Consider the following 22,331-nt stretch of genomic DNA (forward strand, 5'->3'; position numbering starts at 1 on the left):
TGGGTACGCTTACGGGGGATCAGGCGGCCTCGACGGCCTCCACTGGCGAAACCGTTACGGTGACATCCAGTTCCGAGGGGCCGGGATTTCCAAAGATCGTCCCGCTGACCGGCGCCGCCTCGGCCGGGGTGCGGGCCACAGCGACGCGGATCAGGTCGGGGGACTCGGTCAGGTCGTTGGTCGGGTCGAACTCGGTCCAGCCGAGATCGGGCAGGAAGACCTCGACCCAGGCGTGGGTCGCGCCGCCGCCCTTGCGGGCGCCGCCGTTGATGTAGCCGCTGACGAACCGCGCCGCGTAGCCCTGGCGGCGCAGGGTCTCGATCATCAGCCAGGCGAAGTCGCGACAGGCGCCGCTGCCGAGCGCCAGCGTGCGGGCCGGGGACTGGACGCCCTCGGCGTGGCGTTCCTGGTAGTCGAACGCGGCGTGGATCGCCGCCGTCATGCGCATCAGCCGGTCGAGCGCCGGCTCGCCGGGGCGGCCGGCCTGGTCGGCCATCCAGGCCAGCAGGCGCGGGTCCTCGTCGTCGGTGGCCGGCGTCATGAAGGGCGCGAGCAGCAGGCGGTCCTCGGCGGGGTAGCGGATCGGCAGGGCGGTATGCGGGTTGTCCGGCGTCAGGGGCGCGGGGAACCGCTCGATGACCAGCCGGCTGACGATCGACAGGGTCCGCCCCGGCGTGTCCGGCGCGAACAGGCAGACGCAGTTGCCGAGCGCGTCATAGACCCAGCGCGTCTTGCCCGGCGGCGACAGGGTCAGCCTGGCCTCGATGACGCGGATCGCGTGGCTGTCGCGCGGGCGCAGCATGAGGCGATGCTGGCCGAAGCGGACCGGCCGCTCGTAGCTGTAGCGCGTCTCGTGAAAGATGGTCAGGCGGGCCATGCGGGCGGGAAACCCCGCGCGGCGACGCCGGTTCCATTCTTTCAGGGCAGGGGGTGGACGTAGACCTCGTTCCAGCCGATGCGGTCGCCGTCGAATTCGACCAGATCGAAGCCGCGCATGCGCGTCGGGCCGTCCGGGCCGTCGATGGTGCAGTACCAGCGGCCGCAGAAGCCCTTGTCGATCGCCCAGACCGTTTCCGGCTCGTAGGTCATCGGCGGCGTGGCGGCGAACAGGCCGGTCAGGTAGCCGCGCAGGGCGTCATGGCCGACGATGCCGGCCGCGGTCTGCGGGTCCTTGTAGGTGCAGCCCGGCGCGTAGAACCCGATCAGGGCCTCGACGTCCTTGGCGGTCCAGGCGGCCAGCCAGCGGCGGTTGAAGTCTTCGATATCCATCAGGCGGTCTCCAGGACTCGGGCGCGGTGTTCGGGGGTGAAGACCTCGGGCGGCAGCGTCTCCGGGCCGGCCATGACGGCGAAGCCGTGCATGCCGAGCGTGGGGTCGGCGAGGGTGCGCTCGAAGTGGCGGCGCCGGCGGGCCCTGGCATCCGGACCGAACTCGGCGTCGAGCACCGAGGTGATGTTGGCGCAGAACCGCAGGCGGCGCAGGCGTTCGTCCCGTTCGGCGGCGTAGTCGGCGAAGGCCGCCGGCGACCAGTCGGTCCCGCCGGTCAGCACCTCGAGCACCGTGCGGGCGTCGCGATAGGTGATCGACTGGCCGAGGCCGACGATCGGATCGTTCCAGCCGGCCGCGTCGCCGATCAGCACCGCGCCCTCGGTGAACGGCTGGTCGGTCCAGGTGTCGTTGTTGAAGAAGCTCAGGACCGGGCCGGCGGGGGTCCCGGCGACCAGCGTCTCGTTGATCGGGCTGCAGGCGACGTTGAAGGCGTCGAGGAACTGGCGCGGCCCGTCCGGCCCGGCGAAGCGGCGCTTCTGTTCGAGGGCGTAGCTGCCATACAGCCGCACCTTGCCGTCGCCCTGCGGGAAGGCGAGGAAGCCGAAGTCGTCCTCGGTGCCGATGGCCTGCAGGTCTTCGGGCCAGTCGGGCGCCTGGTCGACCAGCATGCCGGCGAACCAGTGGTGCGGCCGGTCCTGGTGCAGGGGGATGCCGCAGGCCTCGCGCACGGCGGAGGCGCGGCCGTCGGCGCCGACGATCAACCGGCAATGGACGGTGTGCTCGACGTCATTGTGCAGATACGTCACCGACGGATCGGCGCCGGGCGTGATGGTCGTCACCATGGCGCCGCGCAGGGTGGTCGCCCCGCGCCCGGTGGCCGCGTCGAACAGCGTCTGGCAGTGGTGCGGGTTGCCGAGGGTCAGCGGGCCGGGAATGTCGGCGGCGAACATTCCGAGCGGCAGGGTCGCGGCCTCGGCCTCCTGTGGCGTGCGGCTCTCGTCATAGGTCACGTGGCGGGTGACATAGTGGCCGCCGCCCGGGCCCCGCAGGGTGTCGAGCAGGCCCATGCGGCGCACCTCGGCCACGCCCCAGGGCGCGATCCATTCGCCACGAACCCGGTCCTGGTAGACGTCGGTCTGTTCAAGCAGCAGCACATCGACGCCGGCCGCGGCCAGGCTGGCCGCCAGGGCCGATCCGCCGACGCCGCCGCCGACGATCACCACCTCGTGCCTGCCCGTCATGTCCTGTCCTCCCGGATTTTTCCGGGATCGTAGGCCCGGCGGCGGGCGTGGCAACCGTGACCCCGCGTCAGTGGGCGCGGAATCCCGGGCGGTAGGTCTCGACGACGTTGCCGGCCAGCTGGGCCTCGGTGAACAGCACCGGCTTGAACCGCTGGGCCGCGAACAGCGCGGTCTGGTCCGCGTAGTGCGGCGCCTTCGCGTCGAGGGTCGCCGTCCCGAACTGATGGATGCTCTGGCTGGAGAGCACGCCGTCACGGTCCCAGGTGACGAACATGATGAAGGTGTCGCCGGCCAGCGCCGTCAGCCGGCCGTCGTCGCCAGGCTTGCCGTAGACCGCCCGCAGGGTGTCCGGCCCGCCGTCGATCGGCAGGTCGACGGTTCCGCGGCGGATACGGTTGACCTGGCCCCATTCCGGGTCGAGCCGTCCGTAATGGGTCTTGAGCAGCTTGATCGTGTCGAGCAGCGCCTGGCGGGCGGTCGGGGCCTTCGGGTCATGGCTGTCGCGGGCGGTGATCACCGGCTGGGCGGTCAGGATGGCCAGGGCCGCGCCCCGGCTGGTCACCCTGGTCGTGTAGTCCCACCGGCCCAGGATGGCCTGGGCGGCGGCGATGTCGGCGTCGCCCTTGGGGTCGAGGCCCAGCAGTTCACCGACGAAGGCCGCCACGGCCGAGCGGTGGCTGTAGGTCACGTCGAACTTGTAGGCGCGGAACTCCTCCGGCGTGATCTGGTCGTCGGCGGCGAAGGTCTCGGTCTCGCGCAGCGCGCGGTTGGTCATGTTGGTCTGGATGCCCATGGTCGGGCTGAAGGCGTACGGGTCCAGGCCGTCGCCGAAGGCCGTGGCCTGGAACGGCGTGTTGTTGGCGTTGAACACCAGCCCGCCCTTCGGCTGCCAGACCTGCGGCGTGCGGTCGAACGGCAGATAACCCTTCCAGATCAGGTCCGAGCGGTCACCCGGCAGGACGCCAGACCAGTCGACGCCCTCGCGGCGGTTGGGGAACAGGCCGTTGTAGACGTAGCCGATGTTACCCTTCTCGTCGGCGTAGACGTAGTTGATGCTCGGCAGGGCCTGCAGGGCCATGGCCGCCCGCCACTGGTCGAGGGTCTCGGCCTTGTCGAGCCGCCAGTACTGCAGCGGCTGGCGCACCGTATCCATGCCGGCGTAGCGGATGGCGAACACCCCGCCCTTCGTCCGCATGGCCGGGCCGTGGGCCGAGCGCAGGACCTCCTTCTTCACCGTCCAGCTGAACGGCCCCCAGAGCTTGATGCGCAGCCTGGCCACGCCCTTCTCGAACTTCACCCATTTGCCGTCGAGCCGGTACTCGTCCTTGTTCGCCGGGTTGATCGTCAGGCGGTAGACGTCGACGAGATCGGGATTGTTGACGGTGTTGGCCCAGCCGAGGTGCGCGTTGTGGCCGTGCAGCATGAACGGCGACCCGGGGAAGAAGCCGCCGGCCACGTGCCAGCCTTCGCCGCTCTCGACCACCGCCTCGTACCAGGCCACCGGGCCGGTATAGGGCTGGTGCGAGTTGACCAGCAGCCGCGTCGCGCCGTCGGACGAGCGGGACGGGGCCACGGCCACGCCGTTGGAGCCCTTGGGCAGGCCGTCGTCCGTCGCGTTGGTCAGTCGCTTCAACTCGCCGTCGAGGCCGTAGAAGAACGGCGTCTTGAACACGAAGCCGGCCGCGATGTCCTTGCCGGTCAGCGGCAGCAGCCCGGGAGTGACCTTTCCCGGATTGCGGGCGGCATAGTAGTTCACCCCGTCGGCGTAGGCCTGCAGCACCGCCTTCACGTCCGGCGGCAGGTCCCTGTCATAGCGGGCGTTCACGGCGTTCCAGACGCCGAGCAGATTGACGATGTAGTCGCCGGGCGCGGCCTTTGCGCCCTCGCTGGCGGCCAGCGTTCCGCGCGTGGCCAGCGCCACCGTCTGGATGGTCTCGAAGTCGTCCTCGGCGTGGGCGAAGGCCAGGCCGAAGGCGGCGTCGGCGTCGGTCTTGCCGAGGATGTGCGGCACGCCGAAGCGGTCACGGCGGATGACCACGTCATAGGCCCGCGCCTTCTCGATCAGCGGAGTCAGCGGCGGCATGCGCGGCGCCGTCGCCAGGCTGCTGAGCGCCAGGGTGATCGCGGCGCCCACCGCCAGCCCGACAATGGCCAGCAATACTCTCCAGATCCAACGCATGCGACTCCCCCCGGATATTGACGGCGATCCTGTTCCCAACCGGGCGAGGCCGCAACCAGCAGGGGGACACGCAATGAAGGGGGTGTCCCCACCGGTGACGTAGGGAAAACGTCACCGGCAGGCGCCGGCGTTTGGCCCCGGCACGGGATTTTTCCTCCCCAAAGTCCTTGGTCGGAGGGTCCGGCAGGTCGCTTTCGGCTTGCCCGCGGCCCCCCCGGCGGTTACCCAGAACCCCGCGCAAGGCGTCGTTTCAAGAGCCACAGCAAGTGGCCTGTTCTCCGACGCCCGTTACATAGGAGGACGCCGGTGATGGGCGGCGAAACGACGGCTGAGAGCCTTGACAAGGCTCCGACCAAACACGCGCGACTGCTCGCCTGGGTGCGGGTTGTCGCGGCGCTCACCAAACCTGACGCCATCCACTGGTGCGACGGCTCCGACGAGGAGTGGACGCTGCTGACCGACCGGCTGGTCGCGGCCGGCACGCTCAAGCGCCTGGACCCGGTCAAGCACCCCAACAGCTTCTACGCCGCCTCCGACCCGCGCGACGTCGCCCGCGTCGAGAGCCGCACCTTCATCTGCTCCGAGAAGGAGATCGACGCCGGCCCGACCAACAACTGGGCCGATCCCGAAGAGATGCGCGACCGCCTGGCCGGTCTGTTCGACGGCTGCATGCGCGGCCGCACCATGTACGTCGTGCCGTTCTGCATGGGCCCGATCGGCTCGCCGATCAGCGCGCTCGGCGTGGAGATCACCGACAGCGCCTACGTCGCCATCTCGATGCGGGTGATGACCCGCATGGGCAAGCAGGCCCTCGACATGATGGGCGACGACGGCTTCTTCGTGCCGGCCGTGCACACGCTCGGCGCGCCGCTGAGCCCCGGCGAGGCCGACGTGCCGTGGCCCTGCAACGACGACAAGTGGATCGTCCACTATCCGGAAAGCCGCGAGATCTGGTCCTACGGCTCGGGCTACGGCGGCAACGCCCTGCTCGGGAAGAAGTGCTACGCCCTGCGCATCGCCAGCGTCATGGCCCGCGACGAGGGGTGGCTGGCCGAGCACATGCTGATCCTCAAGCTGACCAGCCCCAAGGGCGCGGTGCGCTTCGTGGCGGCGGCCTTCCCCAGCGCCTGCGGCAAGACCAACCTGGCCATGCTGCAGCCGACCATTCCCGGCTGGAAGGCGGAGACGATCGGCGACGACATCTGCTGGATGCGCTTCCACGACGACGGTCGCCTCTACGCCATCAACCCGGAAGCCGGCTTCTTCGGCGTGGCGCCGGGCACCGGCATGGGCACCAACCGCAACGCCATCGAGGCGCTGCACAAGAACACCGTCTTCACCAACGTGGCCCTGACCGATGACGGCGACGTCTGGTGGGAAGGCCTGACCGACGAGAAGCCGGCGCACCTGACCGACTGGCGCGGCCGGCCCTGGACGCCGGAGAGCCCGGATCCCGCGGCTCATCCCAACGCCCGCTTCACGGTGCCGGCCGGCCAGTGCCCGGTCATCGCCAGCGAATGGGACGATCCCCGGGGCGTGCCGATCAGCGCGATCCTGTTCGGCGGCCGCCGCGCCAGCGCCGTGCCGCTGGTCACCGAGGCGTTCGACTGGGCGCACGGCGTGTTCATGGGCTCGACCGTCGCCTCCGAAGGCACCGCCGCGGCCGAGAACAAGGTCGGCGAGCTGCGCCGCGACCCGTTCGCCATGCTGCCGTTCTGCGGCTACAACATGGGTGACTATTTCGGCCACTGGCTGGACGTCGGCGCCAAGGCCGACGCGGCCAAGCTGCCGCGCATCTTCATGGTCAACTGGTTCCGCAAGGGCGAGGACGGCCGCTTCGTCTGGCCGGGCTACGGCGAGAACAGCCGCGTGCTGAAGTGGATCTTCGACCGCCTCGAAGGCGAGGCCGAAGCCGTCGACTCCCCGATCGGCCGCGTGCCGGCGCCGGGTTCGCTCGACACCGTGGGCCTGGGCCTGACGGAGGCGCAGATCAGGCTGCTCAAGACCGTCGACGTCGACGTCTGGCGCGAGGAAGCCTCGCTGATCCCGGCCTTCTACGAGAAGTTCGGCGACCGCATGCCGAAGGAACTGTGGGATCAGCTGACGGCGCTCAAGGCCCGGCTGGAAGGCGCGGCGGCGAAGGTGACCGAACCGGCGTAGGAGCCGTCCCGCCGTCTTCCCGGCAGAGAACAGAAAAGCGCCCCGGCCATGGACCGGGGCGCTTTTTTTATCGCGAAACGCCGGCGGCCGTGGGCCGGGCGGTGACTGGTCTATTCCGCCGCCATCAGCGCCGGGTTGGCGGCGCGGACGGGCATGGGGACCACCTCGCCGCCGTGGTGCGGCTCGGCGGCTTCAACGGCCAGGGCGGCGCGTTCTTCCGGGGTGATCAGCAGGCCGGCGTTGAAGGCCTTCAGGCCGGCGGCGCGGCTGGAGGTCCAGGCGGCGATGCGCGGGGCGAACAGCATCGGCACGAAGATTGGCCAGATCCACATCAGGAGGTCCGGGCGCATCAGCAACGGCACCAGGAAGAACATCCCGGCGAAGAACTCGTTGCGGAAGGCGACCTTCGCGTCGGCGATGTCGAGGCCGTCGGCGTCGCGGTTCTGGCTGACCCAGCCGGCGTCCTTGCCCATGAGGATCTCGAACACCGCGCGGGTGTTGCCGATCATGTAGATCGGGGCGGTCAGGGCCGAGAGGATCATCTCGGCCGCCACGCTCTTGATCAGGACCTTGGTCCCGCCGAACGCGCGGCGCTCGTGCGGGCGGCTCAGCACCAGGGCCACGCCCATCAGCTTGGGGCCCAGCAGCATGCCGGTGGTGATCAGCGAGGCCCACAGCATCGGGTTCAGCTGCGGATGCAGGAAGTACCACCACGAGCCCCAGTCGGGCTTGTTGTGGATCTGGATGTACAGGCCGGCGACCAGCGACATCAGCCAGATCGGCGAGGCCAGGTAGGCCAGCAGGCCGACGACCAGCTGGAAGCGGCTCATCCAGTGCAGGCCCGGCGCGCGAAGCAGGGCGATATGCTGCAGGTTGCCCTGGCACCAGCGGCGCTCGCGCTTCATGAATTCGAGGATGCTGGGCGGGGTCTCTTCGTAGCTGCCCGTCAGGGTCGGGGTCACGTGCACGCCCCAGCCGCCGCGGCGGAGCAGGCCGGCCTCGACGACGTCGTGGCTCATGATGTGACCGCCGAAGGGCTTGCGGCCCGGCAGGCTCGGCAGGCCGCAGCAGTCGGCGAAGGCGCGGACGCGGACGATGGCGTTGTGACCCCAGTAGCTGGCTTCCGATCCCGACCACCAGGCGAGGCCCGCGGAGGCGACGCGGCCGTACAGGCGCACGCCGAACTGCGAGGCGCGGGCGAACAGGGTCTTGCCCTCGACGATCGCCGGGGTGGTCTGGATCAGGCCGATGTCCGGATGACGCTCCATGCCGTCGACCAGATGCAGAATGGTCTCGCCGGTCATGGTGCTGTCGGCGTCGAGCACGATCATGTGGCTGTAGGCCCCGCCGAAGCGGCGGACCCATTCCGACAGGTTGCCGACCTTGCGCTCGGTGTTCTCGCGGCGACGGCGGTAGTAGACGCGGCAGTTGGACTGCAGGCGGAAGGTCTGGAAGAAGGCCCACTCGCTGGCGGCGACGCGGTCGTCGGTGCTGTCGCTGAGCACGAAGATGTCGAACGCCTGGGTGACGTTGAGCTGGGCCAGCGAGCGCTCGATCTGCGCCAGGCGTCCGAACGAGGCCTTGGCGTCCTCGTTGTACAGCGGCATCAGCAGGGCGGTGCGGACCGACGGGCGCGGCGCGACCGCGCCGAAGCCGAGTTCGTCCTTGTCGCCGCGGGTCAGCAGCAGGGTCAGGCCGATGACGGCGCTGCAGAACCAGCAGGAGATGGCCGTGATCAGGACGAGGAACAGCGACAGGCCCAGCACCTCGAACGGCATGAAGCCGTCCTTGGCGTACAGCCGAACCGGCTCCCACGCCGCGACGCAGGTCAGCAGCAGGGTGGCGGTGAACAGGATGGTGCGGCGGCGCTTGATGTCGGCGGGCGAGGTGCCCGGCGTACGGTCGGCGATCACGCCGCCGTCGATCAGCGGCTGGCGCGGCATGGACAGCGGAGCCGCCGCCGGCAGGTGCTCGCGTTCGGGCGCGGAGGCGTACGACGGCGAGTAGGCCGGAACGTCGTACTGGATCGCCAGGTTGCTCGTGCCGTCCATGAAGACCGCCGTGATCGAAGAGGGAATTCGGGGACTGAAGCAGACCCGAAATGTGATCACGCTTATGTTATGTTGCGGTGCGATGGCGCAAGCGGTTTTGTCCAAAACCTGTGCAAAACGAGCGCTTTTTTGCGATGATGCCGCAAATTCGGTCGTGATCAGTTCGTGATCGAACGTCAGTCACGCAATTGAGAGGTCGCCGTGATCACGGTCGCCTCGTTCGGTAGACGATTCGCCTGCGAGGCGTCAGCCTCCGCGGTCTCCCTCGCCAGCAGGATGAGTCGCTTTTCGAGCAGGAAGGCGGCCACGCCGACCCAGCCGACCAGCACGATGGCGAAGGCGCGCTCCCACCAGCCGACGTTCTGCGGGTTCACCGTGCCCTTGAACACCAGGTGCTTGGTGATCACCGTCAGCACGGCCATCAGCACGAACACGGCGACGAGGAACCAGCGCAGCCGGTCCACGCCGCTGGCCCGGGCGAGCCCCCACAGCAGGAACAGCGGCGCCAGCTGGATGCCGAGGCCCAGGTTGATCGCCAGATGGCGCGGGTCGGGCCAGTGATAGAGGCTCGAGACCACCAGGCCGATCGCCGCCAGCACGAAGGCCAGGGCCGTCATCGCCGCCGGGACGCGCGGCCCGCCGAGAGCCAGGACAGCCAGACTGAAGCCGACGCCGGCGATGCCGGCGCCTATCCCCGAGAAGGCGACGCCGGCGTTGAACACCTGCGGATGCCTGGCCCCGCCCGCGCCGAGTTCGCTGAGAAACTGGGTGGCGTGGTCGAAGCCGGGGAACAGGGCGACGGCGATCAGGGTGGTGACGAGCGCCAGCACCGGCGCGGCCATGCCGATCCGCAGCAGGATCCGTCGGCGCCGGAAGGGGGTCACGCTGCCCCGGCGGGCCGTTCGCCCGGCTGGGAGACCGTCGTCCCGGCGGCCGGCGGCGCGGCGGCGGTCCGGACGACCGGATGGCGCTTGAGACCCCATAGCGGGCGCAGCGGGCCGCTGCGGCGCGCCAGCTCATAGACCAGCAGGCTGCCGCCCAGGGTGGCGGTGAGCAGCACAAACGCCTCGACGGGGGCCGGCAGGTTCAGCGGCTTGGCGAGGCAGACGGCGATGACCAGCAGGGTCTGGTGCGCCAGGTAGCAGGGGAACACCGCGTCGGTCAGGTAGCGCAGCGCCGGGCCGTCGGTGTTGCGCAGGTAGCGGCTGCCGAAGCCGAGGGCCGCGGCGATCGCCGACCACTGTTCGACGCCATACAGGGCGTGCTTGACCCAGCCATGGAAGGCCATCCCGCCGGGATGGGCGGTGACGGCCATCAGCAGCGGCGTGGAGACGAGGAAGGTGGCCAGGGCCGCGCGGCGGTTGGCCTCGAAGGTCTTCCACACCGGCTCGCGGCCGGCTACGGCGAAGCCGAACAGGAAGGCGCTGAGCGAGGTCAGGTGGTTGTACCAGTCGTTCAGCAGCTGGTTGGTCTGGCCGAAGTGCGGATAGGCGAGCTGGCGGGCGAGGGCGAAGAACACCAGCGGCAGCACCAGCAGCCGCCAGCCGCCGAACAGCCACTCGACCGCGGCCTCCAGCTTCGCCAGCCAGTCGGGCCGGGTCATCAGCGCCACGGCGAACAGGCTGTAGACGGCGATGTATTCAACGAACCACAGGTGATTGAGCGGCACGCCGTCGGCCAGGCCGCGCGGGCTGAACTCGCTGAGCCACCAGGGGATGAGACCGGCCGTCCAGCTGCCCTTGTCGACCGCCTCGAGCCACGACTGCGGCGGCACCAGCACCAGCACGCCGAACAGCAGCGGCGGCACCAGCCGCGCCATGCGCGCGCGCAGCACCTCGCCCGGGGAATAGCGGCGGCTCATGAACCGCAGCGCCGCGCCGGACACCAGGAACAGCAGGGTCAGCCGCCAGGGGCCGGTGGCGGCCGTGGCTTCCTCCAGCCAGCCGAAGGTGTGCTTGCTGTGCACGTGCCAGTCCCACGGCGCGTAGACCAGGCTGACGTGGAACAGGATCAGCAGCCCGAACGCCGCCACGCGGATCCAGTCTAGGTCAGCGCGTCGCTGTGAGGGGGCGGGCTGGGTCATGTGGGGACGCTGCATCGCAAAATAGGCGGGACGACGCAACCGGCGCGGCCGGGCCGGTCCTGCTCGGATTTCTGATCGTCCCCTGCGCAGAGGGGCCTCGGGACGCCCCCATATTGTGCAGTCGGGGGCCTTTTCGCCCGCGACGCCGCCGGTCGGGTCCGGCGCGGCTGACGGCCGGCGATTCCCGGTCTTCACTGAAGGGGCCTGGTTTCCTGTCGGAGGGGGTCCGGGTCCTTGCGGGTCGTCTTGTCCGGGCGACCCGCCGTGAGAAGGCCCCGGTTCGAGCGCGTCGGGCCGGGGCTATCTTCTCCGGCTTCCCCAGCGTCGTTGTTGACGGGCCGCGCGCGATCCCGCCCACTGCCGGGATGATAGAGCTCCTCGAACACCCGCTGTCGCCCTACGCCCAGAAGGTCAAGATCGCCCTGGCCGAGAAGGGCGTTCCGTTCACCGTCCGCACGCCTGACGCGATCGGATCGGGGGCGACCCCCGGCGACTTCCGCGCCGCCAGCCCGCGCGGCGAGGTGCCGGTGCTGTTCGCCGACGGCGGCGCCATCTTCGACTCGACGGTGATCCTGGAGTTCATCGAGGACCGCTTCCCCACGCCGGCGCTTCTGCCGGCCGACCCGCTGGCGCGGGCCAGGGCGCGGATGCTCGAGGAGGTCTGCGACACCCACTACGAGGCGATCAACTGGGGCCTGTCGGAGATCACCTATTTCCGCCGCGCGGACGGGGCGCTGGCTGAGGCGATGCTGGCCACGGCCGGCGAGCAGATCGGCCGGCTGAACGCCTGGCTCGAAAAGCAGCTGGGCGAGGCCGACTGGTTCGGCGGGGAGACGTTCGGCTGGGCCGACCTCAGCGCCGCGCCGTTTGTCCAGGGCGCGGCGGGGTTCGGCTTTGCGCCCGCCGCCGGATCGCCGCTGGACGGCTGGCTGCAGCGGGCCCGGGCCCGGCCATCGGTCGCCGCGGCGTTCGAGGCCGCCCGCGACGCGGTCAAGGCGATGACCGCCGTTGCCGGGATCGTCGACGCCGGCCTGTTCAAGCGCCAGTACCGCGACCACCGGCTGGAGTGGATGATCCGATCGGGCGGCATCGATGTCGTGCTGAAAGGGCTCGAGCGCGGCAATATCCGGTTCAACGACGAGCCGGTCTGAGCCCGGCGAGACCACGAAAATGCCCGGCCGGGATTGCGTCCCGTTTGATCCTGATCAACGATAACCTATCAGCGGCGCCGAACTCTGGCGCCGAACAGATCGTCCGGCACAAGCCGGCAGAGGAAACAGCTCATGACCGATACCGCCACGCTCGCGCGGCCTGCCGCCACGACCACCGAACACTTCGACGTCCTGATCGTCGGGGCGGGCATTTCCGGGGTGGGCGGCGCCTATCACCTGAAGACCCAGTGCCCGGACAAGAGCTTCGTCGTGCTCGAGGGGCTGGAGAACTTCGGCGGCACCTGGTGGATGCACCGCTATCCCGGGATCCGGTCGGACAGCGACCTCTACACCTTCGGCTACCGCTTCAAGCCCTGGGTCGGCGCGCCGATCGCCAGCGCCGAGGAAATTCTCAAGTACATGGGCGAGGTCGTCGAGGAGAACGATCTCAACAGGCACATTCGCTACGGCCACCAGATCACCTCGGCCACCTGGTCCAGCGCGGACAAGCAATGGACCATCGAGGGCGTCCGCAAGGACACCGGCGCGGCGGTGCGCTTCACCTGCAACTTCCTCTGGATGTGCCAGGGCTACTACCGCCACTCCGAGGGCTACACGCCCGAGTGGGAAGGCATGTCGACCTTCAAGGGCAAGATCGTCCATCCGCAGACCTGGCCGGAAGACCTCGACTACAAGGGCAAGAAGGTCATCGTCATCGGCTCGGGCGCGACCGCCGCGACGCTGGTGCCGGCCATCGCCGGCGACACCGCCCACACCACGCTGCTGCAGCGCTCGCCGACCTATTTCATTCCGGGCCGCAACGAGAACGAGCTGGCCAACGTCCTGCGTGAGCTGGATCTCGACCCGATGCTCGTGCACGACATCGTCCGCCGCAAGGTGCTGTTCGACCAGGCCGCCTTCACCAAGCGCGCCGTCGAGGAATCCGAGGCGGTCAAGAACGAGCTGCTGGAAGGCGTTCGCGCCTTCGTCGGGCCCGACTTCGACATCGAGAAGCACTTCACGCCGAAGTATCGCCCGTGGCGCCAGCGGATCGCCTTCGTGCCGGACGGCGACCTGTTCCAGGGCGTGGTCGCGGGCAAGGCCTCGGTTGTCACCGACGAGATCGAGCGCTTCACCGAGAAGGGCATCCTGCTGAAGTCCGGCCAGGAGCTGGAAGCCGACATCATCATCACCGCCACCGGCTTCAACCTGAGCGTCCTGGGCGACATCAAGTTCGTCATCGACGGCAAGCCGCTGAACTTCCACGACACGGTCACCTACCGCGGCATGATGTTCACCGGCGTGCCCAACATGGTCTGGGTGTTCGGCTACTTCCGCGCCAGCTGGACCCTGCGGGCCGACCTGATCGGCGACTTCGTCTGCCGCCTGCTGAACCACATGCAGAAGAAGGGCGTCTCGGTCGTGGAGGTGAAGCTGCGGCCGGAAGACAAGGACATGCCGCTGAGCGACTGGATGGATCCGGAGAACTTCAACCCCGGCTACCTGATGCGCGGCATGCACCTGCTGCCGAAGAAGGGCGACAAGCCCGAGTGGCAGCACACCCAGGACTACTGGGTCGAGAAGGACGAACTGCCGAAGATCGACCTCGACGACGCCGCCTTCACCTACAGGTAGACGGCGGACGTCAGGCCGGGGCCAGGGCTGATCGCTTGCGGTCGGCGCTGATCTGGTCGAGGCAGGCCGACAGGGCCGTCGCCGACACACCGGCGGCCATTCTGTCGGCCTGACCGGCCGCCGCCTCGAGCGCCCCGGCGATTTCGGTGATGCCCGGGAAGCCGAAGGCGCCGCCCGAGCCGCGCAGGTTGTGGGCCAGATGGACGACGCGGGCGAGGTCGTCGCGCCCGAGCGCCGCGTGGATCGCCAGGGCGTTCTCGCGACAGTTTTCCAGATAGGCCGGCACGCGCTCGGCGATGCGCGCATTGAGGGGCGGGGCCTTCGCCGACCCGCGATGGCGGCTCGACGCGGCGCGGCGGGACGAGGTCATGACATCGCGGATCGCCCGCAGCAGGACGTCCTGCTTGATCGGCTTGGTCAGGAACGCGGTGCAGCCGGCCGCGAGGCAGGTTTCTCGGTCGCCCTTCAGCGCCGAGGCGGTCAGGGCGATGATGGGCACGGAGCCGGTCCCCGACTCCTTTTCCCAGGCGCGGATCTTCCGCGTCGCCGTCAGGCCGTCCATCACCGGCATCTGGCGGTCCATCAGCACCAGGTCGTAGTCGCCGAGAAGGAACATGTCGCAGGCGATAGCCCCGGTGGGGGCCATGGAAACGCGATAGGGCGTGTCGGCCAGATAGGCCGTGATGATCGTGCAGTTGTCCGGCGAGTCCTCGACCAGCAGGATATGCAGCGCGTCGAGCGGCGCGGCGGCTTCCGCCCCGACCGCCAGGACTTCCGGCCGGTTCTGCGAGGCCCAGACCTCGAACGGCGCGGCGAAGGCGAACACGCTGCCTTCGCCGGGTTCGCTCTCGACCCAGATGCGGCCGCCCATCAGCTCGACGAGGCGGCGCGAAATCGTCAGCCCCAGGCCCGACCCGCCGAACCGGCGGGTGGTCGAGGAATCCGCCTGGGTGAACCGCTCGAAGACGCGGCCCAGCTTGTCCTCCTCGATGCCGATGCCGGTGTCCGAGACGGTGAAACGCAGACCGGTCGGCGTGGACGGATCGCCGTCAGGCTCAACGCGCAGGCTGACCCGGCCGGCCTCGGTGAACTTCACCGCGTTACCGAGCAGGTTCAGCAGCACCTGGCTGAGCCGGGTGGGGTCGCCCAGCAGGTCCGCCGGCGTCCCCGGCGCGATCTCGCAGCTCAGGGCCAGACCTTTCTCCCGCGCGCGGGGCGCGACCATCTCGACGGCCTTGTCCAGCAGGTCGGCCAGCACGAAGCCGGTCTGCTCCAGCTCCAGCTGCGAGGCCTCGACCTTCGACAGGTCGAGGATGTCGTTGATCAGGTTGAGCAGATTGTCGCCGGCGCGGCGGAAGATCTGGACGTACTTGTCCTGCTCGTCGGTCAGGTCCGTCTGCGCCAGCAGGTCGGCGATGCCCATGATGGCGTTCATCGGCGTGCGGATCTCGTGGCTCATGCTGGCCAGGAAGTCGGACTTCGAGCGGCTGGCGCTCTCGGCCGCCGCCTTGGCCTGCTGCAGCTCCGCTTCGACCCGCTTGCGCTCGGTGACGTCGCGCGCGGCGGCGAACACGCCCTGCAGCGTGCGGCCGCGGTCGTAGAAGGTGGTGGCGTTGTAGGAGACCACGGTCTGCTGGCCATCCCGCGCCCGGGCGGTCAGTTCGTAGTCGGTGACCTTGCGCTCGCTGAGCACCCGCCGGATGCCGGCCTCGGCCCGCTCGGGATCGGTGAAATAGTCCTTGAACGGCGCGCCGATCAGCTCGTCGCGCGTGCAGCCGGTCAACGCCTCCATCTGCTTGTTCACGTCGGTGATGATGCCGTGCGGGTCGGTCGTCATCAGGGCGTCGACGTTCGATTCGATCAGCGAGCGGGTGTAGAACTGCTGGTCCCGCAGCCGCTGGTCGGACCGCTGCTGCTCTTCCTCGACCAGCTTGCGGGCGGTGTTGTCGGTGCCGATCAGCAGGTAGCCGATGATCGCCTCATCCGCGTCGCGCAGGGCCGTGACCGACACCACGGCCGGGAACCGGGTTCCGTCCTTGCGGATGTAGGTCAGCTCGTAGATGTCCTCGATGCCGCGCGAGGCCTTGAACACCAGCGCCTCGAAGCCCGGCGTGATGGCGGCGCCCAGCTCGACGCTGAGCGCCTTGGCGCGGGCGATCAGCTCGGCGGGGTCGGAGATGTCGGCCGGGGTGATGCTGTTGACCACGTCGGCGGCGGCGTAGCCGAGCATGCGTTCGGCGCCGACGTTGAAGATCTGGATGACGCCCCGGGCGTCGGTGGCGATGCAGGAGAAGTTGGCGCTGTTGAAGATGGCGCTCTGCAGGGCGCCGGCCTTGAGCAGACTCTCCTCGGCGAGCCGCAGCGAGAGGCTGTCGGTCGCGCCCGGCCGGTCGGGCGACGTCGCGCCGTCGTCGAAAATGGTGTTCACGCCGTGTCCTTATGGACCCTGGAACGGGTCCTGATCGCGCCGGCCAGGCGGCCGGACGGGGCCGGCTAGTGCAGGGCGGCGTCGATCGAGGTCTTCAGCTCGGCCTCGCCGTAGGGTTTGCGCAGGAACGTCGCGCCCTGGACGAACAGGGCATTGGTCTCGTTGGTCATTTCCGACCCGCTGACATAGAGCACGCGCATGTCGGGCCGCAGCGCGACACCCTGGCGGGCGACGTCGAACCCCGCCAGCACCGAGGTTTCGAGCCGGATGTCGGTGACCAGCATGTCGATGACGCCAGGGGCCGCCAGATGGGCCAGCGCCTCCCCGACGTCTCTGGCGGACAGGGTCACGTGGCCCTGGTCGCCGATGAGGATTTCCGCCAGCTGCAGAATGAAGACGTCGTCTTCAAGAATGAGGATCGTGGCGATGGCGACACCTTCCGCGGCGGGTGCCGGCTTTGCGGCCGGCGCGCGAGTCTCACGCGGGTGTCACCTCACCGCAGGAAATACTGCGCCCGTAACGCGGCTCGCGGACCATGGTTCCCTGGCTGACGAAAGTTTTTTGCGAGCCCACTATAGGCCCAGTTCGGTCAATCCGGGGTGGTCATCCGGGCGGGGGGCGGACCTGTCCCAGAAGAACAGGCGATCCGCGGCGGCGATCGGCCTGTCGTTGATGCTGGCGTGCCGTTCGGTCATCAGGCCGGCGGCGTCGAACAGCCAGTTCTCGTTGCCATGGGCGCGAAACCACCGGCCTTCCGCGTCCCGCCATTCATAGACGAAGCGGACGGCGATACGGGAGTCGGTGAACGCCCACAGCTCCTTGATCAGGCGATACTCCCGCTCCCGCGCCCACTTGTCCGTGAGAAAGGCGACGATGGCGGCGCGTCCGCGCAGGAAGACGTCGCGGTTGCGCCAGCGGCTGTCGGGCGAATAGGCGAGGGCGACGCGTTCCGGGTCGCGCGAGTTCCAGGCGTCTTCCGCCTTGCGGATTTTCTCGATCGCGGTCTCGCGGGTGAACGGCGGAAGGGGTGGGCGAAGGGTCGGTTCGGTCATGGTCAGGACTCCGGGGCGGCGCCGGCGAGCCGGTCGCGCAGGGTCAGGTTTTCGGCCTCGAGCGCCGAGAGGCGCTGGCGAAGCGGCGCGGTGGCGGCCTCGATCTCGGCGACCGTGAACCGCGGGGTGATGTGTTGCGGACAGTTCCAGTCGAAGGCCTCGACCTGGATCACGAAGGCCCGTTCGGCCCGGGCCCGGTAGTCTGGGAGGGCCAGCCGCGCCGCAAGGCCGGCGTCGTCCGACAGATTCCTGGCGGTCATGCGCCCGAGCACCTTGAGCCGGCGGCGGTTGGGGTAGTCCATCAGGATCAGGGCGACCCGCTCGTCGGCCGTCACGTTGCCGAGGCTGAGGTACTGCCGGTTGCCCCGGAAATCGGCGAAGGCCAGCGTCGTGGCGTCGATCACCTTCAGGAAGCCCGGCGGCCCCCCGCGATGCTGCACGTAGGGCCAGCCGCTCTCCGATCGGGACGCCAGGTAGAAGCTGTCCCGCGCGGCGATGAAGTCGGCCTCGTCGTCGGTCAGCAGATCCAGGGCGTCGCCGGCCGGCGGGCCGTCGTAGGCCGCGAAGCTGCCGAGGGCCTTTCGCGCGTCGATCACGGCCGGCGTCGCGGTGATGTCGAGAAATCGGCGTGTCATGGTGGCTCCCCGGGGATGGCCGGCGCCGACGGTGCTGACCGCCGGCGCCGGAGGGATCAGGCCGCCTCGGCGGCGAGGACGACCGGAAAGTCGATGTCCGTCCGGGCGACGTTGTTGATGAAGTTGGTCAGGACGTTCTCGGCCACCAGCGCCACGATCTCGATGATCTGGGCGTCGCTGACGCCGGCCACCCGCACGGCCTGGAGGTCGACGTCGCTGACCTTGCCGCGGGTCTCGGCGACGGTGGCGGCGAAGCGCACGGCCGCGTGGGCCTTCGGATCAGACGAGGCGCCGCGACGGTTCAGGGCGATCTCGGCGGCGTCGAGTTTCGCCAGGTTCAGGCCCAGGTAGGTGTGGGCCGACAGGCAGTAGTCGCAGCCGTTGACCTGGGCGACGGCGAGGGCGATCCGCTCGCGCGTCTTGACGTCGAGGGTCTTCGACAGCGCGCCGCTCAGGCCGAGCATGCCCTGCAGGGCGGCCGGGCTGAGGCCGACGAGGCGGAACAGGTTCGGCACGACGCCCAGCTGCTTCTCGACGGCGTCGAGCAGGGGGCGGGTGGCGTCGAGGGCGCTTGCACGGGCGGGAATGGCGATGCGGGACATGGGGAGGCTCCGGAGTGATGAGCCGGCTCGGCCGGCGGTTCCGGATACCTACGGCCTCGCCATTGCCGTGATAATTGAGCAATTTGACAAGTCATTATTGCGCGTGATGAAATTATGCATGGATCACCTCCAGGCCATGCGGACCTTTGTCGCCGTCGCGACGCTCGGCAGTTTCGCGGAGGCGTCGCGTCGCCTGCGCCTGTCGCCGTCCGCCGTCACGCGATCGGTCGCCGATCTCGAGGAACGCCTGGGCCTGACCCTGCTGAACCGCACGACGCGGTCGGTGAAGCTGACGGACCGGGGCCGGATCTACCTCGACAGCTGCTGCCGCATTCTGGAGGACCTCGATCTGGCCGAGCGTCAGGTCCGGGGCGAGGACGCCGCGCCGCGGGGCGATCTGACCATCGCCGCGCCGGTCGTGTTCGGGCGACTGCATGTGTTGCCGGTCGTGACCGGGCTGCTCGCGGCCTATCCCGACCTGAACGTCCGGCTCGTCCTGTCGGACCGGAACACCCGCCTGGTCGAGGACGGCATCGACGTGGCCGTGCGCATCGGAGCCCTGACGGACAGCAGCCTGATCGCCGCCAGGCTGGGCGAGGTCAGCCGGGTCATCGTCGCCAGCCCGGACTACCTGCGGAGACGGGGGGCGCCGGAGACGCCGGCCGATCTTGCGACCCACGACATCGTCGCCTTCGAGGCCATCGATACGACCAATGACTGGCGGTTCGACGCCGCCGCCGTGCGGCTGGAGCCGCGGCTGGTCGTCAACAGCGCCGATGCGGCCATCGCCGCCGCCGAGCAGGGCGCGGGCGTCACCCGGGCGCTGTCCTATCAGGTCGAGGAGGCCATCGGGGCCGGCCGGCTGGTCCCCCTGCTCGGGGCCTTCAGCGCCGCGCGGTTGCCGGTCCAGGCGCTCTATCCCGCGCGGCGCGCGGCGTCTCCGAACGTGGCGGCCTTCGTGAAAGCCGCCCGCGATCGGTTGCGCGACAGTCCGCCGGCGCGAGGCGCCTAGCGGACTGTCGGCGAAGGCCGTCCTACATCCGGTGCAGGCCGCACAGCTTGTTGCCGTCCGGGTCGCGCAGGTAGGCGAGATACATCTTGCCAGTGGCGCCTTCGCGCACGCCGGGCGGGTCTTCGCAGGTCGTGCCGCCCGCCGCCAGGCCCGCCGCATGCCAGGCGTCGGCCTGTTCGGGCGAGGCGCAGGCGAAGCCGATGGTGCCGCCGTTCGGGGCCGTGGCCGGCTCGCCGTTGATCGGCTTCGACACCGAGAAGACGCCGGTCGGCGTCATGTAGAAGATGCGGTGGCCGTCGACGTGCGCCGGCGGCACGCCCAGCGTGCCGAGCACGGTGTCGTAGAAGCTCTTGGCGCGGTCCAGATCGTTGGTGCCGATCATGATGTGCGAGAACATGGTGGTTTCCTTCCCCTCACGCGCGGCGCCCGGTTGATTCGGCGCGCGTCGTCGGGCGCGATGTCGCCTCGTCGGTCCTGCCCGCGCAAGCGGCAACACGCGCCCGGAACACGGCTTTCGAGAGAAAATGAGGGAAATCCACCAGGGGAATGGTGGGTGCAGTAGGATTCGAACCTACGACCCGCTGATTAAGAGTCAGCTGCTCTACCAACTGAGCTATGCACCCGTATCGACGGTCGGGAGCCCTGCGGGACCCGGCGGCGAGGGCGCGGAACATAGCCGAAAAGACCGGGGACGCAAGGGCGATACTGATGGCCAGACGAGACATTACCGGCGCGGTCGATTTTCCCTATCTGGAGCAGTTCGCGGCCGGGGATTCCGCGGTCGTCGACGAGGTGCTGGAACTGTTCCAGGAGCAGGCCCAGATGTGGTCGCCGCTGATCAACGCCGCCTCCGACGGCTGGCGTGACGCGCTGCATACGGTCAAGGGCGCGGCGCGCGGCGTCGGGGCCCATGCGCTGGGCGACGCCTGCGAGCGGGCCGAGATCCAGGGCGTGCACGCGCTGCCCGACGTGCACGCGGCGCTCGACGCGGCGCTGTTCGACATCGCCGCCTACCGCCACGAGAAGGCGCTGCGCTCGCTGAAGGGCTGATCAGTCGACCGGGACGCCGGAGTCCGGCGCAGCCGAATTGCTCGGCGAGAGCGTCCGCGCCGGTTCGATGGCCGCGAAGCGGCCGACCCTGGCCCGGCGCAGGACGGCGTCCTCGAGCGAATAGTAGAGGGTGATCAGGCCGTCCTCGACGACGGCCGAGGCGGCGAAGGCGATGTCGGTGGCGGCCCGGTCCTTCGCGGGGGGCGGCAGCAGCAGCGGCTCCAGCCCCCGGCCGGTCACGCGGGTGAAGTCCGGATCGAAGGTGATCCAGCCGATCCGCCAGCGCGCATCCACCGTCGCGCCGTTGTAGAACATCACCGGATCTTCGCCCTCCACCATGGCGATCGGCCCGGTCGACAGGTGCCAGTTGTCCCAGCTGTCCTCGCGAACGCCAAACGGGTTGGGCAGCAGAGTCCAGGGCCCCTGCGGCGTGGGCCCGCTGGCCATTCCGATGCGCGAGGCGTCATGGGCGGCGTATTCGTAGAACAGACGCCAGTCCCCGGACGCGGCGCGGGCCAGGGTCGCCTCCTTGATATTGCCTTCCCCGGGCGGCGCCTTGAGCATCACCCGCCGCTTGACGAGGTGGATCAGATCGGGCCCCTCCGCCACGAGGAGCGATCCCTGCCGCCGCCCGGCGTCGACGCCCGTGTAGAATACCCGGTAGCCGCCGTCGTCGAGCACCAGCACGGTCGGATCCTCGCAACCGCCGGCGTCGAACGCTTCGGGGCCGGGCAGGATGGCCGGCTTCAGATCCATGTTGAACAGCAGGCCGTCGGCGCTTTCCCCGCCGCAGATGATCCCGGTGGGGTCCGTATCGCGAAGCGGGCGGGGCACGCGGCGCACCAGCATGCGATAGCGCTCGCCCTCCCGCCAGACAAAGGGGCTCATCAGGTCCATGCCCTCGAGTGACGACCCTTCCGCCAGGGTCACCTCCTCGATCGTCTCGATGCTGTAGGTCGTCATGGCGTCAGGCTCCCTGGGCGACCGTCAGGGACAGGGCGCCGTCGATCACCACGGTCGCGCCGGTGATGTAGTCGGCGTCCGGCGACAGCAGGAACAGCACCAGGCGGGCGACCTCGTCGGCCCGGCCCGCGCGGCCCCACGGGATGTGGTCCTCCAGCGACGCGCGATAATCGGCGTCGGCCACCGCGCGGGCGTTCATCGGGCTGAGGATCATGCCCGGGGCGACCCCGTTCACGGCGATGCCGCGTGGAGCGAGTTCGAGGGCCAGCGTCGCCGTGAGTTGCGACAGGCCGCCCTTGGCCGCGTCATAGTCCGCGCCGCCCGCGCGCGGGGCCCGCTCGTGGATCGACGAGATATTGACGATCCGGCCGCCGCGGCCGGCCGTCTCCAGGGCGCGGGCGAACCGGCGGCAGGTCAGGAACGGGCCGTAGAGATCGGTGCGCACCACGCGGTCGAACTGGGCCAGGGACATGTCGACCACGTTTGCCCCGCTCATGTTCAGGCCGGCGGAATTGACCAGCAGGGACGCCGGGCCGAAGGCGGCTTCGGCCGCGACGAACAACCGCTCGACGGCGGCCTCGTCCGTGACATCGACCTGGACGGCCAGCGCCCGGTCGGGTCCGCCGATGGCGGCGCAGATCCGGTCGGCCGCGGCCTGGTCCTGGAACCAGGTGATCGCCACCCGGGCGCCGGCCTGACCGAGGGCCAGGGCGCAGGCGGCGCCGATGCCCGACTCGCCGCCGGTGACGACCGCCACGCGGTCTTCGAACAGGGTCTGGCTCATGACACGGTCCAGCGGGCCGGCGACGTCCGGCCCGCC

20 protein-coding genes and 1 tRNA gene are annotated in these 22,331 nt (G+C 69.6%); 5 read left to right on the forward strand and 16 right to left on the reverse strand.

Annotated elements, in window-relative coordinates; genetic code table 11:
• Positions 1 to 19: 19 nt before the first annotated feature.
• The 4 genes from AC1RN0_RS04350 to AC1RN0_RS04365 form a co-directional block, all read right to left on the reverse strand.
• Positions 20 to 877, reverse strand: a complete 858-nt coding sequence (locus AC1RN0_RS04350) for a transglutaminase family protein (protein ID WP_492786203.1) — start codon at positions 875 to 877, stop codon at positions 20 to 22.
• Positions 878 to 918: 41 nt separating this feature from the next.
• Positions 919 to 1,269, reverse strand: a complete 351-nt coding sequence (locus AC1RN0_RS04355) for a nuclear transport factor 2 family protein (protein WP_492786204.1) — start codon at positions 1,267 to 1,269, stop codon at positions 919 to 921.
• The gene (locus AC1RN0_RS04360) at positions 1,269 to 2,510 is read right to left on the reverse strand and encodes an FAD-dependent oxidoreductase (RefSeq protein WP_492786205.1); all 1,242 of its coding nucleotides are present in this window, start codon (positions 2,508 to 2,510) and stop codon (positions 1,269 to 1,271) included. The genes AC1RN0_RS04355 and AC1RN0_RS04360 overlap by 1 nt, the downstream gene beginning before the upstream one ends.
• A 67-nt stretch (positions 2,511 to 2,577) precedes the next feature.
• Positions 2,578 to 4,689, reverse strand: a complete 2,112-nt coding sequence (locus tag AC1RN0_RS04365; protein ID WP_492786206.1) for an acylase — start codon at positions 4,687 to 4,689, stop codon at positions 2,578 to 2,580.
• Between the two features lie 309 nt (positions 4,690 to 4,998).
• Between AC1RN0_RS04365 and AC1RN0_RS04370 the strand changes: the two genes are divergently transcribed.
• Positions 4,999 to 6,849: a phosphoenolpyruvate carboxykinase (GTP) gene (locus AC1RN0_RS04370; protein ID WP_492786207.1), complete on the forward strand. Its 1,851-nt coding sequence runs from the start codon at positions 4,999 to 5,001 to the stop codon at positions 6,847 to 6,849.
• A 110-nt stretch (positions 6,850 to 6,959) separates the two neighbouring features.
• Here AC1RN0_RS04370 and mdoH read toward each other — a convergent pair whose 3' ends face one another.
• The 3 genes from mdoH to AC1RN0_RS04385 all read right to left on the reverse strand — a co-directional run bounded on the left by mdoH (position 6,960) and on the right by AC1RN0_RS04385 (position 10,983).
• Positions 6,960 to 8,900 carry a glucans biosynthesis glucosyltransferase MdoH gene (mdoH, locus tag AC1RN0_RS04375; RefSeq protein WP_492786208.1) on the reverse strand — a complete coding sequence of 647 codons (1,941 nt, stop codon included), beginning with the start codon at positions 8,898 to 8,900 and terminating at the stop codon, positions 6,960 to 6,962.
• A 176-nt stretch (positions 8,901 to 9,076) separates the two neighbouring features.
• Positions 9,077 to 9,784: a DUF998 domain-containing protein gene (locus tag AC1RN0_RS04380; protein WP_492786209.1), complete on the reverse strand. Its 708-nt coding sequence runs from the start codon at positions 9,782 to 9,784 to the stop codon at positions 9,077 to 9,079.
• Complete coding sequence (locus tag AC1RN0_RS04385) at positions 9,781 to 10,983, reverse strand: acyltransferase family protein (RefSeq protein ID WP_492786210.1); 1,203 nt, start codon at positions 10,981 to 10,983, stop codon at positions 9,781 to 9,783. Before AC1RN0_RS04385 ends, AC1RN0_RS04380 begins: the two co-directional genes overlap by 4 nt.
• A gap of 365 nt (positions 10,984 to 11,348) precedes the next feature.
• On the opposite strand from AC1RN0_RS04385, the gene AC1RN0_RS04390 reads away from it, so the two are divergent.
• Both AC1RN0_RS04390 and AC1RN0_RS04395 read left to right on the forward strand, forming a co-directional pair.
• On the forward strand, positions 11,349 to 12,134 hold the full coding sequence (locus tag AC1RN0_RS04390; RefSeq protein ID WP_492786211.1) for a glutathione S-transferase family protein: 786 nt from the start codon (positions 11,349 to 11,351) through the stop codon (positions 12,132 to 12,134).
• Between the two features lie 132 nt (positions 12,135 to 12,266).
• Positions 12,267 to 13,769, forward strand: a complete 1,503-nt coding sequence (locus tag AC1RN0_RS04395) for a flavin-containing monooxygenase (RefSeq protein WP_492786212.1) — start codon at positions 12,267 to 12,269, stop codon at positions 13,767 to 13,769.
• A gap of 10 nt (positions 13,770 to 13,779) precedes the next feature.
• On the opposite strand, the gene AC1RN0_RS04400 is transcribed toward AC1RN0_RS04395, so the two are convergent.
• The 5 genes from AC1RN0_RS04400 to AC1RN0_RS04420 all read right to left on the reverse strand — a co-directional run bounded on the left by AC1RN0_RS04400 (position 13,780) and on the right by AC1RN0_RS04420 (position 18,486).
• On the reverse strand, positions 13,780 to 16,197 hold the full coding sequence (locus tag AC1RN0_RS04400; protein WP_492786213.1) for a PAS domain-containing hybrid sensor histidine kinase/response regulator: 2,418 nt from the start codon (positions 16,195 to 16,197) through the stop codon (positions 13,780 to 13,782).
• Positions 16,198 to 16,262: 65 nt separating this feature from the next.
• Positions 16,263 to 16,625 carry a response regulator gene (locus AC1RN0_RS04405; protein WP_492786417.1) on the reverse strand — a complete coding sequence of 121 codons (363 nt, stop codon included), beginning with the start codon at positions 16,623 to 16,625 and terminating at the stop codon, positions 16,263 to 16,265.
• Between the two features lie 144 nt (positions 16,626 to 16,769).
• Positions 16,770 to 17,249: a nuclear transport factor 2 family protein gene (locus tag AC1RN0_RS04410; RefSeq protein WP_492786214.1), complete on the reverse strand. Its 480-nt coding sequence runs from the start codon at positions 17,247 to 17,249 to the stop codon at positions 16,770 to 16,772.
• Between the two features lie 2 nt (positions 17,250 to 17,251).
• Positions 17,252 to 17,884 carry a pyridoxamine 5'-phosphate oxidase family protein gene (locus AC1RN0_RS04415; RefSeq protein ID WP_492786215.1) on the reverse strand — a complete coding sequence of 211 codons (633 nt, stop codon included), beginning with the start codon at positions 17,882 to 17,884 and terminating at the stop codon, positions 17,252 to 17,254.
• 56 nt (positions 17,885 to 17,940) lie between these two features.
• Complete coding sequence (locus tag AC1RN0_RS04420; protein ID WP_492786216.1) at positions 17,941 to 18,486, reverse strand: carboxymuconolactone decarboxylase family protein; 546 nt, start codon at positions 18,484 to 18,486, stop codon at positions 17,941 to 17,943.
• A 118-nt stretch (positions 18,487 to 18,604) separates the two neighbouring features.
• On the opposite strand from AC1RN0_RS04420, the gene AC1RN0_RS04425 reads away from it, so the two are divergent.
• The gene (locus AC1RN0_RS04425) at positions 18,605 to 19,498 is read left to right on the forward strand and encodes a LysR family transcriptional regulator (RefSeq protein WP_492786217.1); all 894 of its coding nucleotides are present in this window, start codon (positions 18,605 to 18,607) and stop codon (positions 19,496 to 19,498) included.
• 22 nt (positions 19,499 to 19,520) lie between these two features.
• On the opposite strand, the gene AC1RN0_RS04430 is transcribed toward AC1RN0_RS04425, so the two are convergent.
• Positions 19,521 to 19,895 carry a VOC family protein gene (locus AC1RN0_RS04430; RefSeq protein WP_492786218.1) on the reverse strand — a complete coding sequence of 125 codons (375 nt, stop codon included), beginning with the start codon at positions 19,893 to 19,895 and terminating at the stop codon, positions 19,521 to 19,523.
• Positions 19,896 to 20,045: 150 nt separating this feature from the next.
• Positions 20,046 to 20,121: transfer RNA gene (locus AC1RN0_RS04435), tRNA-Lys, on the reverse strand.
• Between the two features lie 85 nt (positions 20,122 to 20,206).
• On the opposite strand from AC1RN0_RS04435, the gene AC1RN0_RS04440 reads away from it, so the two are divergent.
• Positions 20,207 to 20,548, forward strand: coding sequence for an Hpt domain-containing protein (locus tag AC1RN0_RS04440; protein ID WP_492786219.1), 342 nt, complete (start codon positions 20,207 to 20,209; stop codon positions 20,546 to 20,548).
• On the opposite strand, the gene AC1RN0_RS04445 is transcribed toward AC1RN0_RS04440, so the two are convergent.
• Complete coding sequence (locus AC1RN0_RS04445; protein ID WP_492786220.1) at positions 20,549 to 21,511, reverse strand: glycoside hydrolase family protein; 963 nt, start codon at positions 21,509 to 21,511, stop codon at positions 20,549 to 20,551. It abuts the gene before it with no gap.
• 4 nt (positions 21,512 to 21,515) lie between these two features.
• On the reverse strand, positions 21,516 to 22,295 hold the full coding sequence (locus AC1RN0_RS04450) for an SDR family NAD(P)-dependent oxidoreductase (protein ID WP_492786221.1): 780 nt from the start codon (positions 22,293 to 22,295) through the stop codon (positions 21,516 to 21,518).
• Positions 22,296 to 22,331 lie beyond the last annotated feature (36 nt).

Source organism: Caulobacter sp. GW821-FHT12F03 (assembly GCF_058806855.1).

Coding starts and splice junctions, on each gene's coding strand:
- AC1RN0_RS04350 (WP_492786203.1), bottom strand. CDS start 877: ATGGCCCGCCTGACCATCTTTCACGAGACGCGCTACAGCTACGAGCGG.
- AC1RN0_RS04355 (WP_492786204.1), bottom strand. CDS start 1,269: ATGGATATCGAAGACTTCAACCGCCGCTGGCTGGCCGCCTGGACCGCC.
- AC1RN0_RS04360 (WP_492786205.1), bottom strand. CDS start 2,510: ATGACGGGCAGGCACGAGGTGGTGATCGTCGGCGGCGGCGTCGGCGGA.
- AC1RN0_RS04365 (WP_492786206.1), bottom strand. CDS start 4,689: ATGCGTTGGATCTGGAGAGTATTGCTGGCCATTGTCGGGCTGGCGGTG.
- AC1RN0_RS04370 (WP_492786207.1), top strand. CDS start 4,999: ATGGGCGGCGAAACGACGGCTGAGAGCCTTGACAAGGCTCCGACCAAA.
- mdoH (WP_492786208.1), bottom strand. CDS start 8,900: ATGGACGGCACGAGCAACCTGGCGATCCAGTACGACGTTCCGGCCTAC.
- AC1RN0_RS04385 (WP_492786210.1), bottom strand. CDS start 10,983: ATGACCCAGCCCGCCCCCTCACAGCGACGCGCTGACCTAGACTGGATC.
- AC1RN0_RS04390 (WP_492786211.1), top strand. CDS start 11,349: ATGATAGAGCTCCTCGAACACCCGCTGTCGCCCTACGCCCAGAAGGTC.
- AC1RN0_RS04395 (WP_492786212.1), top strand. CDS start 12,267: ATGACCGATACCGCCACGCTCGCGCGGCCTGCCGCCACGACCACCGAA.
- AC1RN0_RS04410 (WP_492786214.1), bottom strand. CDS start 17,249: ATGACCGAACCGACCCTTCGCCCACCCCTTCCGCCGTTCACCCGCGAG.
- AC1RN0_RS04415 (WP_492786215.1), bottom strand. CDS start 17,884: ATGACACGCCGATTTCTCGACATCACCGCGACGCCGGCCGTGATCGAC.
- AC1RN0_RS04420 (WP_492786216.1), bottom strand. CDS start 18,486: ATGTCCCGCATCGCCATTCCCGCCCGTGCAAGCGCCCTCGACGCCACC.
- AC1RN0_RS04425 (WP_492786217.1), top strand. CDS start 18,605: ATGGATCACCTCCAGGCCATGCGGACCTTTGTCGCCGTCGCGACGCTC.
- AC1RN0_RS04430 (WP_492786218.1), bottom strand. CDS start 19,895: ATGTTCTCGCACATCATGATCGGCACCAACGATCTGGACCGCGCCAAG.
- AC1RN0_RS04440 (WP_492786219.1), top strand. CDS start 20,207: ATGGCCAGACGAGACATTACCGGCGCGGTCGATTTTCCCTATCTGGAG.
- AC1RN0_RS04445 (WP_492786220.1), bottom strand. CDS start 21,511: ATGACGACCTACAGCATCGAGACGATCGAGGAGGTGACCCTGGCGGAA.
- AC1RN0_RS04450 (WP_492786221.1), bottom strand. CDS start 22,295: ATGAGCCAGACCCTGTTCGAAGACCGCGTGGCGGTCGTCACCGGCGGC.